General features: G+C 55.4%; 11 protein-coding genes. 3 read left to right on the top strand and 8 right to left on the bottom strand.

Annotation, left to right across the window (positions count from 1 at the left end; all coding sequences use genetic code 11):
* From RTK32_RS11905 to RTK32_RS11895, 3 genes are all read left to right on the top strand, one after another.
* Positions 1 to 767: U32 family peptidase (locus RTK32_RS11905; protein ID WP_312044186.1), on the top strand; the 767-nt coding region annotated here is incomplete at its 5' end.
* The gene (locus tag RTK32_RS11900) at positions 758 to 1,654 is read left to right on the top strand and encodes a U32 family peptidase (RefSeq protein ID WP_312044184.1); all 897 of its coding nucleotides are present in this window, start codon (positions 758 to 760) and stop codon (positions 1,652 to 1,654) included. The genes RTK32_RS11905 and RTK32_RS11900, both read left to right, overlap by 10 nt.
* Before the next feature lie 174 nt (positions 1,655 to 1,828).
* Entirely contained in the window at positions 1,829 to 2,836 is a 1,008-nt protein-coding gene (locus tag RTK32_RS11895) for a luciferase-like monooxygenase (protein WP_312044182.1), read from the top strand.
* A gap of 155 nt (positions 2,837 to 2,991) precedes the next feature.
* Here RTK32_RS11895 and RTK32_RS11890 read toward each other — a convergent pair whose 3' ends face one another.
* The 8 genes from RTK32_RS11890 to infB all read right to left on the bottom strand — a co-directional run.
* Positions 2,992 to 4,905, bottom strand: a complete 1,914-nt coding sequence (locus tag RTK32_RS11890) for a DEAD/DEAH family ATP-dependent RNA helicase (RefSeq protein WP_312044180.1) — start codon at positions 4,903 to 4,905, stop codon at positions 2,992 to 2,994.
* Between the two features lie 16 nt (positions 4,906 to 4,921).
* Positions 4,922 to 4,978 (bottom strand): protein YrbN, encoded by a 57-nt coding sequence (gene yrbN / locus RTK32_RS21335; protein ID WP_106382000.1) that lies wholly within the window; start codon positions 4,976 to 4,978, stop codon positions 4,922 to 4,924.
* A 104-nt stretch (positions 4,979 to 5,082) separates the two neighbouring features.
* Positions 5,083 to 5,967: a lipoprotein NlpI gene (nlpI, locus tag RTK32_RS11885; RefSeq protein WP_312044178.1), complete on the bottom strand. Its 885-nt coding sequence runs from the start codon at positions 5,965 to 5,967 to the stop codon at positions 5,083 to 5,085.
* Positions 5,968 to 6,091: 124 nt separating this feature from the next.
* Complete coding sequence (pnp, locus tag RTK32_RS11880; protein ID WP_312044176.1) at positions 6,092 to 8,218, bottom strand: polyribonucleotide nucleotidyltransferase; 2,127 nt, start codon at positions 8,216 to 8,218, stop codon at positions 6,092 to 6,094.
* A gap of 301 nt (positions 8,219 to 8,519) precedes the next feature.
* The gene (gene rpsO, locus RTK32_RS11875) at positions 8,520 to 8,789 is read right to left on the bottom strand and encodes a 30S ribosomal protein S15 (RefSeq protein WP_125287118.1); all 270 of its coding nucleotides are present in this window, start codon (positions 8,787 to 8,789) and stop codon (positions 8,520 to 8,522) included.
* Between the two features lie 77 nt (positions 8,790 to 8,866).
* Positions 8,867 to 9,841 (bottom strand): tRNA pseudouridine(55) synthase TruB, encoded by a 975-nt coding sequence (gene truB / locus RTK32_RS11870; protein ID WP_312044174.1) that lies wholly within the window; start codon positions 9,839 to 9,841, stop codon positions 8,867 to 8,869.
* Positions 9,841 to 10,242 carry a 30S ribosome-binding factor RbfA gene (rbfA, locus tag RTK32_RS11865; protein ID WP_312044172.1) on the bottom strand — a complete coding sequence of 134 codons (402 nt, stop codon included), beginning with the start codon at positions 10,240 to 10,242 and terminating at the stop codon, positions 9,841 to 9,843. Before rbfA ends, truB begins: the two co-directional genes overlap by 1 nt.
* Before the next feature lie 65 nt (positions 10,243 to 10,307).
* Positions 10,308 to 11,960, bottom strand: a 1,653-nt coding sequence (gene infB / locus RTK32_RS11860) for a translation initiation factor IF-2 (RefSeq protein WP_312044170.1), incomplete at its 5' end; no start/stop codon positions are given.

Here is an 11,960-nt window from a genome sequence, read left to right as displayed (position 1 = left end):
GGGAAAGGGCTATTGATAGCGCGGCCAATGCGGGCGTGGACGCGCTCATTTTGGCCGACATTGCTATGCTGGAATATGCCTCCCGCCGTTACCCCCATATTGAACGGCACGTCTCCGTTCAGGCTTCTGCCACCAATACCGAAGCGATAAAATTTTACCAGCGCCACTTTGACGTAGCGCGGGTGGTGCTTCCGCGCGTGCTTTCCGTGCACCAGGTTCGCCAGCTCGCCCGTACGTCGCCCGTCCCGCTTGAAGTCTTTGCCTTCGGCAGCCTGTGTATTATGGCCGAGGGGCGCTGTTATCTCTCTTCCTGGCTGACCGGCGAGTCGCCCAATACCGTAGGCGCCTGCTCGCCCGCGCGTTTTGTCCGCTGGCAGCAAACGCCGGAAGGGCTGGAATCACGCCTCAACAACGTCTTGATCGATCGCTACAGCGCACATGAAAACGCCGGGTACCCTACGTTGTGCAAAGGACGTTATAAAGTTGAGGAAACGCCCTATCACACCCTGGAGGAACCAACCAGCCTGAATACGCTTGAGCTGCTCCCGGCCCTGTTGGGAATGAATATTGCCTCGGTCAAAATAGAAGGTCGTCAGCGCAGCCCGGCCTATGTCGAACAGGTAACGAAAATCTGGCGGCAGGCGATCGACCACTGCAAGGCCGATCCGCAAAATTTTGCCGTGCAGCAGAACTGGATGTCCGCGCTCAGCGCCCTGAGCGAGGGTACGCAAACCACGCTGGGCGCTTACCATCGTCAATGGCAGTAGGAAAAATCATGAAGTATGCGTTAGGGCCGGTGCTTTGGTACTGGCCAAAAGAGGATTTGTACGCCTTTTATCAGGTGGCCGCCGCCAGTCAGGCCGACATTATTTATCTGGGTGAGGCCGTGTGCAGCAAACGCCGTGCCGTAAAATTCGCCGACTGGATGGGGCTGGCGAAAGAGCTGGTCAGCGCGGGCAAGCAGGTTGCGCTAAGCACGCTGGCGCTGGTTGAGTCATCTTCGGAACTGACCGAGCTGAAACGCTACGTCGATAACGGTGACTTCCTGATTGAAGCCAACGATATGGGCACGGTAAATATGGCTGCCGAAGCCGGGCTGCCTTTTGTCGCCGGTCATGCGCTGAACTGCTACAACGCCATGACGCTGCGACTGCTGAATAAATTGGGGATGGTGCGCTGGTGTATGCCGGTCGAGCTTTCACGCGACTGGCTCTGCGCGCTATTAACACAGTGCGAAGAACTGGGGATCCGTGGCCGGTTCGAGGTAGAAGTACTGGGGTATGGCTATTTGCCGCTGGCCCTCTCCGCCCGCTGCTTTACGGCGCGCGCGGAGGATCGCAGCAAAGACGACTGTCAGACCTGCTGCATTAACTACCCGCAAGGTAGAACGGTGCGCTCACAAGAGGATCAGCAAGTGTTTGTGCTGAACGGCATTCAGACCATGAGCGGCTACTGCTATAATTTAGGCAACGATCTGGTTTCCATGCAGGGCATGGTGGACATTGTCCGCTTCTCGCCGCAGGGTACCGACACGCTGGAAGTGATAAATGCCTTTCACGCGAATGAAACAGGCCATGCACCGTTAACGCTGGTTGACCAGCAGCACTGTAACGGTTACTGGCGGCAGGTGGCCGGTCTGACGCTGGTGAAGTAACCGCATCAGGCCACCGTAACCGGACAGGCGTCATTCGTTTTAGGAAAGGCATACTTATCTTTCCTCAGGTCCCGGGCTGGCGTAAAGTGCTGCAAATTGCCAATCTGCCTGCCCGAAGATCGCTTAGGCTGTGTATTTGCGCAGGCGCGTAGCCTGGAAATAAAGTGAGCGATTATGTCTGATAAAAAAAATGCCTCCCTGTCCGTGCTCGATCTGGCCCCTATCCCTCAGGGCGCGACCGCGCGTGACGCTTTTCACACCTCGCTGGCCATGGCACAGCAGGCGGAAAAACTCGGTTTCAACCGCTACTGGCTGGCTGAGCACCACAATATGACCGGCATCGCCAGCGCGGCGACGTCGGTTCTGATTGGCTACCTGGCCGCCAATACCAACACGTTAAAGCTCGGTTCCGGCGGCGTCATGCTGCCGAACCATGCGCCGCTGGTAATTGCCGAACAGTTCGGTACGCTGGAGTCGCTCTATCCAGGGCGAATTGATTTAGGCCTGGGACGTGCGCCCGGCTCCGACCAGCGCACCATGATGGCGCTGCGTCGCCATATGAGCGGCCATATAGATAATTTCCCGGCGGATGTGGAAGAGATAGTCGGCTGGTTTGATGCTGAACCGGGCAAAGCGCCTGCCGTCCAGCCGGTACCGGGTCTGGGCCTGAAAATTCCCGTCTGGCTGCTTGGCTCAAGCCTGTACAGCGCTCAGCTTGCGGCGAAGCTGGGTCTGCCGTTCGCTTTTGCTTCGCATTTTGCGCCCGATATGCTGTTCCAGGCGCTGCACCTTTATCGCGAAAACTTTAAGCCTTCGGCTCGTCTTGCGCAGCCGCACGCGATGGTTTGCGTCAACGTGGTTGCCGCCGACAGCGAGCGTGACGCCCGCTTCCTGTTTACCTCGATGCAGCAGCAGTTCGTTAACTTACGCCGTGGTCAGCCAGGACCGCTGCCTGCGCCAGTAGAAAACATGGATAACCTGTGGTCGCCATCGGAACAATATGGCGTGCAGCAGGCGTTAAGCATGTCGATAGTGGGCGATCTGGACAAAGTGCGTCACGGCCTGTCCGCGCTTATGCGTGAGACGCAGGCGGATGAAATCATGGTTAATGGCCAGATTTTTGATAAAGAGGCGAGACTACGTTCGTTCGCGCTGACGATGGAAGCTTACCGTTCGCTGTAATCGATCGGGCGGGGAAACCCTCTTTCCCGCCCTACCACCCCAACAAAACGGCTACCCTGCGGGCCGTTAGCCTCTCTCTGTTTCTTCAGCACGTTTAAAAAGGCAAAAAAAATGCCGGCCACTTACGTGGCCGGCATCAGACTAGCTATCGGTTATCAGGCATCACGACGACGAGTCGGTGCTGCACCGTCTTCACGACGTGGGCTGCGACCGTCACGGCTGAAACCGCCAGGACGACGTTCGCCGCTACCGCTGCGCTCGTTGCTGAAACGACGACCGCCTTCGCTACGGCCACCTTCGCTACGTGCGCCGCCGAAACCGCCGCGACCTGCACCCGCACCCGGGCCACCGCGACGCTCACCGCCACGATCGTTGCTGCGAGGCTGAGCATCGCCAATCAGCTGCATGTTCATTGGCTTGTTCAGAATACGCGTACGGGTGAAATGAGACAGGATGTCGCCCGGCATACCTTTTGGCAGCTCAATGGTAGAGTGCGTGCCAAACAGTTTGATGTTGCCGATGTAGCGGCTGCTGATATCACCTTCGTTAGCGATAGCGCCAACAATGTGGCGAACTTCAACGCCGTCATCACGACCCACTTCAATACGGTAAACTTCCATATCACCTACGTCACGACGTTCACGACGTGGACGCTCGGCACCATCACGGCTTTCGCGAGGACCACGGTCTGGACGGTCACCACGACGATCGTCACGCTCTTTGAACTCACGACGCGGACGTGGAGCCGGATCTGCCGGAACGATCAGCGGACGTTCGCCCTGTGCCATTTTCAGCAGTGCAGCGGCCAGCGTTTCGATATCCAGCTCTTCTTCCGCAGGCTGCATTTTGCTCAGCAGCGCACGGTACTGTTCCAGATCGCTGCTTTCCAGCTGCTGCTGAACCTTAGCGGCGAACTTAGCCAGACGACGCTCGCCCAGCAGCTCTGCGTTTGGCAGCTCTACTTCAGGAATAGTCAGCTTCATGGTGCGTTCGATGTTGCGCAGCAGACGACGCTCGCGGTTCTCAACGAACAGCAGCGCGCGGCCAGCACGACCCGCACGACCGGTACGGCCGATACGGTGAACGTAAGATTCGGCATCCATTGGGATGTCGTAGTTCACGACCAGGCTGATACGCTCAACGTCCAGACCACGTGCCGCTACGTCGGTAGCGATCAGGATATCCAGACGGCCATCTTTCAGGCGCTCCAGCGTCTGCTCACGCAGAGCCTGGTTCATGTCACCGTTCAGCGCTGCACTGTTATAGCCGCTGCGCTCCAGCGCTTCAGCTACTTCCAGCGTAGCGTTTTTGGTACGCACGAAAATAATTGCCGCATCAAAATCTTCTGATTCCAGGAAGCGCACCAGCGCGTCGGTCTTACGACCGTAAGCGGTCCAGTAGCTCTGGCTGATATCAGGACGCGTGGTCAGGCTTGACTGAATACGCACTTCCTGAGGATCTTTCATGAAGCGTTTGGTAATACGGCGAATCGCTTCTGGCATGGTGGCAGAGAACAGCGCGGTCTGATGATCGGCCGGGATCTGCGCCATAATCGTTTCAACGTCTTCGATGAAGCCCATACGCAGCATTTCATCGGCTTCGTCCAGCACCAGGCCGCGCAGGTTAGAAAGGTCTAACGTGCCGCGTTTCAGGTGGTCCAGCAGACGACCAGGCGTACCCACAACAACCTGTGGACCCTGGCGCAGTGCACGCAGCTGTACGTCGTAACGCTGGCCGCCGTAAAGGGCCACTACGTTAAGACCGCGCATGTGTTTAGAGAATTCAGTTACGGCTTCCGCAACCTGAACCGCCAACTCACGAGTTGGTGCCAGCACCAGGATTTGAGGTGCTTTCAGGTTGCTGTCAATGTTGTGTAGCAGGGGCAGCGAGAACGCTGCAGTTTTGCCGCTACCGGTCTGTGCCATACCCAGTACGTCACGGCCCGCCAGCAGATGTGGGATACACTCTGCCTGGATCGGAGATGGCTTGACGTAGCCCATGCCGTTAAGTGATTCAAGGATGGATTCGTTCAGACCCAGGTCAGCAAAAGTGGTTTCAATTTCAGTCATGTAGTACACGTGCCTCTTAGATTGCGGCGGCCAGTCTACATAACTCGTCGTGAAAACATTCAGTCATTTTCATCAAAAAGTGTGAACCGGCTCAAATTAGTGGTTTCGACGAACAAGAAAGCCCTCACCCGTGAAGATGATGACATTTCAAAAATCAGGACAAAAAAAGTTCGTCAGCTATTGCTGGTCAGATTCTGATAAATCGTCTTGTGTCTGGCCGAGTAGCGCCAGCTCCAACAATGCGTATCGGTGCTCAACAAAGTTATGGACGTTGTTGGCAACCGTCAGCTTGAACAACGCTTCTGCGTTGTCCTTCTCCCCCAGACTTAGGTAATGTTTACCTAAATAGAAGTTGGTTTCACTGAGATGTTCAGCGAGCGAGGTGTTATCCGTTGCGTCCGCCTTGAGCCTCTCCATCAGCGTTTTTTCGCTGATACGGCCCAGGTAGAACTCGACAATATTCCATCCCCATTGGTCTCTGACCGCTTTATCGTAACGCTGTTTCAGCGCCACTTCTGCCTTGTCGGCGCTCATCTCGCGTTCATCGAGATAGAGCCAAAGGCTGCGGAAAGGATCGTTAGGATCGTCTTGATAAAACGCCAGCAGATCATCTTGCGCTAGTTTAAATCTTCCACCGTAGTAGAGTGCGATTCCGCGATTTAAACGCGCGTAATTGTAAGTTGGATCAAGCTCAAGTACAGAATCAAACGCTTCGTAGGCGGCATCAAAGTTGCCCGCCTGCGTCAAATATATGCCTAAGTAATTGAATACTTCCGGCATATCCGGTCTGACAGACAGCGCTTGTGAAAAATCATTTCGCGCCAGTGCTCTCAAACCTAAACTATCATACAACACTCCGCGCTCATATAACAGCTGTGCGCGTTCATCATCGGTTAATGCCCGACTGGCAAGTATTTGTTCCATGCGCGCCAGGATCACTTCCTGCTGCAACGTAGGCTGTAGCGGAACAGCCAAAACCTCGTTGTTACGCCAATCCGGGTTGCTGCATCCTGCCAGCGTTAAAGCTGTCGCAACGAAACACCAGCGCAAAAAAGGCTTCATTCACCACTCCCAAATACAAACAATGGGATGATAATCCTTTCATCCGCCTGCCGTGCACAAGGTGTCGTCCTGTCCTCGCGATGGAACAGCTCTCCACGTCGCCGCGGAGAGCTTAGTGTGCTGCTTATTCTGCTGAAGCTTCTGGCGCAGGTGCCGCTGCCGTTTCCGGCTCGGCTGCTTCTTTGATGCTCAGGCGCACACGGCCCTGGCGATCAACTTCCAGTACCTTCACCGGCACTTCCTGGCCCATCTGCAGATAGTCAGTGACTTTCTCTACGCGCTTGTCAGCGATTTGAGAAATGTGCACCAGGCCTTCTTTACCGCCGCCGATGGCAACGAAAGCACCGAAGTCCACGATGCGGGTCACTTTACCGTTGTAAATGCGGCCCACTTCGATTTCTGCCGTGATTTCTTCGATACGACGAATAGCGAATTTCGCTTTGTCGCCGTCGGTCGCCGCAATTTTCACCGTACCGTCATCTTCGATTTCGATGGTGGTGCCGGTTTCTTCGGTCAGCGCACGGATAACCGAGCCGCCTTTACCAATGACGTCTTTGATTTTGTCCGGGCTGATCTTGATAGTATGGATGCGCGGAGCGAACTGCGAAATATCGCCGCGTGGCGTGCTGATAGCCTGTTCCATGACGCCCAGGATATGCAGACGTGCACCTTTAGCCTGATTCAGCGCCACCTGCATGATTTCACGGGTGATGCCTTCAATTTTAATGTCCATCTGCAGCGCGGTGATGCCTTCACGGCTACCGGCTACTTTGAAGTCCATATCGCCCAGGTGATCTTCGTCGCCCAGGATGTCAGACAGGACAACAAAGTTATCGTTATCTTTAACCAGACCCATCGCGATACCGGCTACGGCCGCTTTGATCGGCACACCTGCATCCATCAGTGCCAGAGACGCACCGCAAACGGAAGCCATAGAAGACGAGCCGTTAGATTCGGTGATTTCAGACACGACGCGCACAGTGTACGGGAACGCATCGCCTTTCGGCATCACAGCCAGCACGCCGCGCTTCGCCAGACGACCGTGACCAATTTCACGACGCTTAGGCGAGCCTACCATACCGGTTTCACCTACGGAGTACGGAGGGAAGTTGTAGTGGAACAGGAAGTTGTCGGTGCGCTCACCCATCAACTCATCCAGGTTCTGAGCGTCACGCGCGGTACCCAGCGTAGCCGTTACCAGCGCCTGAGTTTCGCCACGCGTAAACAGCGCGGAACCGTGAGTACGTGGCAGCACACCGGTGCGGACGTCCAGACCACGGATCATATCTTTTTCACGACCGTCGATACGCGGCTCGCCACGCAGAATGCGGCTACGCACCACGTTCTTTTCCAGGCCGTGCAGGATGTCGCTGATTTCGCCATCGTCCAGGCTTGCGTCTTCCGCCAGCAGCGCTGCGGTGGTTTCAGACTTGATCACGTCAACCTGAGCGTAACGCTCCTGTTTTTCGGTGATGCGGTAAGCATCGCTCAGACGGGATTCAGCCAGCGCGGCGATACGGCTGTGCAGCGCTTCGTTAACGGCTTCCGGCTGCCATTCCCAGCGAGGCTTGCCCGCTTCGGCAACCAGCGCTTTGATATTTTCAATCACAACCTGCTGCTGCTCGTGGCCAAATACCACGGCGCCCAGCATCTGATCTTCGCTTAACAGCTCGGCTTCGGATTCCACCATCAGCACGGCACCTTCGGTACCGGCAACAACCAGATCCAGCTTGCTTTCTTTCAGCTCATCGCTGGTTGGGTTCAGCACGTACTGGTCGTTGATATAGCCTACGCGAGCAGAACCAATAGGGCCGTTAAAAGGAATACCTGACAGGCTCAGCGCAGCGGAAGCACCGATCATGGCAACGATATCCGGGTTAACCTGTGGGTTAACGGAAACCACGGTGGCAATCACCTGGACTTCGTTAACAAAGCCTTCCGGGAACAGCGGACGAAGCGGACGGTCAATCAGACGCGCAATCAGCGTTTCGCCTTCGCTTGGACGGCCTTCACGGCGGAAGAAGCTACCCGGGATACGACCAGCAGCGTAGGTACGCTCCTGATAGTTGATGGTCAGAGGGAAGAAGTCCTGACCCGGCTTGGCTTTTTTCTGACCGACAACGGTCACAAATACGGCGGTGTCGTCCATGCTGACCATAACGGCAGCGGTGGCCTGACGAGCCATCATACCGGTTTCAAGCGTGACGGTATGCTGACCATACTGGAATTTTTTTACGATCGGATTCAGCAAAATTATGTCCTTAACGTTCCTGGCAAGTATTTTTCCTGCCGTGACTCTTAAATCCTCATTGCATCCTCGCGACTAATGACAACCCTAATCCCTTATGGGACAAAGCCTCTCATTAGCCGCGCGAACCTCTGCAACTGAAGATCACACCCAGCAACAATACAATAGTTTGACCTGGATTGCTGCCGCCTCACTGAAAAAAGGGGCCATAAAGGCCCCTTTTTAGCGAAACTCGTACAAATCTGCCTTTTTTCCATTTTTCCCTGCCACGAATGACAAGAGAGAGGAAAGCAGACTGCAAGACTTAGCGACGCAGACCCAGACGCTCGATCAGGCTGGTGTAACGTGCAACGTCTTTACGCTTCAGGTAATCCAGCAGCTTACGACGCTGTGAAACCATGCGCAGCAGACCGCGACGGCTGTGGTGGTCTTTTTTGTGCTCAGAGAAGTGACCCTGCAGATGGTTAATCTGAGCGGTCAGCAGAGCAACCTGAACTTCGGTAGAACCACTGTCGTTAGCATCACGGCCGTAATCAGCAACGATCTGCGCTTTGTTTTCTGCACTTAGAGACATTTTACTACTCCAAATTTTAAGATAAATGTACAGGCGCCGATCTCTAATTCAGCCACCCAATGTAAAGCCGCGCCATTCTACTCTGAGCCTGTGGCTTTCGCAAATGATGCGTCGGAATATTCTACTACCAGTCGACGCGGCGCTACGCGGCCATCTTCAGCCACTTCTGCCATGCCGATAAATTTACGCGCTTCACCTTCCGTTACGCGTACCAGCCCGGAAGCCGGTACGTTCGCCGCCTGCACCGGCATCCCCTGTTTGAACCAGGCCGCCGCGCTGACGAGCAAGTTTACTTCAGGGTAGGCCTCTGCCGGGCTGTCCATCGGCATCAGTAGCGGATCGAGTAGCTCTGCCGCCGGGCGATCGCTACGCGCGGCTTCTTCGCTCAGCGCCTGCAACTGCTCCAGCGTAACCATCGCGGCAATCGGATAGGTAGCTACCTGCAGACGGCGCAGAAAAATCACGTGCGCACCGCAGCCCAGTATCTCGCCTAGATCGTCCGTAATGGTACGGATGTAAGTCCCTTTAGAGCAGTGGATTTCCAGCTCCAGCTCCGTTCCTTCAAGACGAATAAATTTTAGCTCGTAAACGGTAATGCTGCGTGCTTCACGAGGCACTTCAACGCCTTCACGCGCATATTCATAGAGCTTACGCCCCTGATATTTGAGCGCGGAATACATCGACGGCACCTGTTGGGTTTCGCCCCGAAAGCTTTCCAGCGCCGCTTCAAGCTGCGCCTCGGTGAAATTCACCGGCCGCTCGCTGATGATCTGCCCATCCGCATCAGAAGTATCAGTACGCTGACCTAAGCGCGCGATAACGCGATAGCGCTTATCGGAGTCGAGCAGATAGCGGGAAAACTTGGTTGCTTCGCCCAGACAGATGGGCAGCATGCCGGTCGCCAGCGGATCGAGCGCGCCCGTATGGCCCGCCCGGTTGGCGTTAAACAGCCGCTTTACTTTTTGCAGCGCGTCGTTGGATGACAGGCCACCAGGTTTGTCCAACAGCAGAACGCCATGAATATCGCGTCCGCGACGACGAGGGCGACTCATTACTCCTCCTTGTCGTCTTCCGCAGGGCCACGGCGCTCGGCGTCGTTGCGAACTACGTTAGTGACAAGGTTAGACATGCGCATGCCTTCTACCAGCGAGTTATCGTAGAAGAAGGTCAGCTCCGGCACGATACGCAGGCGCATCGCTTTGCCCAACAGTGAACGGATATAGCCTGAAGCATCACCCAGCGCACGCAGGCCGCCTTTGATGGCGTCTTCGTCTTTATCGTTCAGGAAGGTTACGAACACTTTTGCATAGGCCAGATCGCGGGATACATCCACACCGGAAACCGTGACCATCATACCCAGACGCGGATCTTTGATCTCGCGTTGTAAAATAATCGCGATCTCTTTCTGCAGTTCCTGGGAGACGCGCTGCGGGCGACCGAATTCTTTCGCCATAATTATTCTCTCCAAATAAATACGGGAGGCGCAAAGGCCTCCCGAACAGGTTGGTCAGGCAACCATTAAGCGATGGTACGTTGGATTTCGATGATCTCGAAGACTTCGATCATATCGCCAACACGCACATCGTTGTAGTTCTTCACGCCGATACCACATTCCATGCCGTTACGGACTTCGTTAACGTCATCCTTGAAGCGGCGCAGGGATTCCAGCTCGCCTTCATAGATAACCACGTTGTCGCGCAGTACACGGATTGGGTTGTGACGCTTGATGTTGCCTTCCGTCACCATACAGCCGGCAACCGCGCCAAACTTAGGTGATTTGAACACGTCGCGCACTTCGGCCAGGCCGGTGATCTGGTGCTTGTATGCCGGCGCCAGCATACCGCTCATCGCCTGCTTCACTTCGTCAATCAGGTTATAGATGACGGAGTAATAACGCAGATCCAGGCTTTCTGAATCAATCACGCGGCGCGCAGATGCATCGGCACGCACGTTGAAGCCAACCAGGATAGCGTTGGAAGCCGCTGCCAGCGTAGCATCAGTTTCGGTGATACCGCCGACGCCAGAGCCAACGATTTTCACTTTCACTTCATCAGTGGAAAGCTTCATCAGCGAGTCAGAGATAGCTTCGACAGAACCCTGTACGTCCGCTTTAAGCACGATGTTCAGCTCGGAAACTTCGCCTTCGGTCATGTTAGCAAACATGTTTTCCAGCTTGGATTTCTGCTGACGCGCCAGCTTAACTTCACGGAATTTGCCCTGACGATACAGCGCCACTTCACGCGCTTTCTTCTCGTCACGAACCACGGTCGCTTCGTCACCGGCAGCAGGCACGCCTGACAGGCCCAGGATCTCAACCGGGATCGAAGGACCCGCAGTCAGGACTTCACGGCCCAGCTCGTCACGCATCGCACGCACACGGCCATACTCAAAGCCGCACAGGACGATATCGCCTTTGTTCAGCGTACCTTCACGAACCAGCACGGTAGCAACAGGACCACGACCTTTATCCAGGAAGGATTCGATCACGACGCCGCTGGCCATACCCTGACGAACAGCGGTCAGCTCCAGGACTTCAGCCTGCAGCAGGATGGCGTTCAACAGGTCGTCGATACCGGTTCCGGCTTTTGCGGAAACGTTAACGAACATGTTTTCGCCGCCCCACTCTTCCGGAATGATACCGTACTGAGTCAGTTCGTTTTTAACGCGATCTGGATCGGCTTCTGGCTTATCACACTTGTTCACCGCAACCACAACCGGCACTTTAGCCGCTTTGGCATGCTGGATAGCTTCGATGGTCTGTGGCATCACGCCATCATCCGCAGCAACAACCAGGATAACGATATCCGTTGCCTGAGCACCACGAGCACGCATTGCGGTAAACGCGGCGTGGCCCGGGGTATCCAGGAAGGTCACCATACCGTTGTCGGTTTCGACATGGTAAGCACCGATGTGCTGGGTAATGCCGCCCGCTTCGCCAGAGGCGACTTTAGTGGAGCGAATGTAGTCCAGCAGGGACGTTTTACCGTGGTCAACGTGACCCATGATGGTCACGACCGGCGCACGGGATTCCATTGCTGCATCGGTATCACGATCGCTCATTACCGCTTCTTCCAGCTCGTTCTCGCGGCGCAGTGTCACTTTGTGACCCATTTCTTCCGCGACCATCTGGGCAGTTTCCTGATCGATGACCTGATTGATGGTGGCCATAGC

It is taken from the genome of Erwinia sp., assembly GCF_031978025.1.
Lineage (GTDB): Bacteria > Pseudomonadota > Gammaproteobacteria > Enterobacterales > Enterobacteriaceae > Erwinia.
The sequence above is the reverse complement of the archived record's forward strand: the minus strand, read 5'-3'. Positions and strand labels throughout refer to the sequence as shown.

Excerpts from the sequence above, each read along its gene's own strand:
- RTK32_RS11900 (WP_312044184.1), top strand. The coding sequence starts at position 758 with ATGGCAGTAGGAAAAATCATGAAGTATGCGTTAGGGCCGGTGCTTTGG.
- RTK32_RS11895 (WP_312044182.1), top strand. The coding sequence starts at position 1,829 with ATGTCTGATAAAAAAAATGCCTCCCTGTCCGTGCTCGATCTGGCCCCT.
- RTK32_RS11890 (WP_312044180.1), bottom strand. The coding sequence starts at position 4,905 with ATGACTGAAATTGAAACCACTTTTGCTGACCTGGGTCTGAACGAATCC.
- nlpI (WP_312044178.1), bottom strand. The coding sequence starts at position 5,967 with ATGAAGCCTTTTTTGCGCTGGTGTTTCGTTGCGACAGCTTTAACGCTG.
- rpsO (WP_125287118.1), bottom strand. The coding sequence starts at position 8,789 with ATGTCTCTAAGTGCAGAAAACAAAGCGCAGATCGTTGCTGATTACGGC.
- truB (WP_312044174.1), bottom strand. The coding sequence starts at position 9,841 with ATGAGTCGCCCTCGTCGTCGCGGACGCGATATTCATGGCGTTCTGCTG.
- rbfA (WP_312044172.1), bottom strand. The coding sequence starts at position 10,242 with ATGGCGAAAGAATTCGGTCGCCCGCAGCGCGTCTCCCAGGAACTGCAG.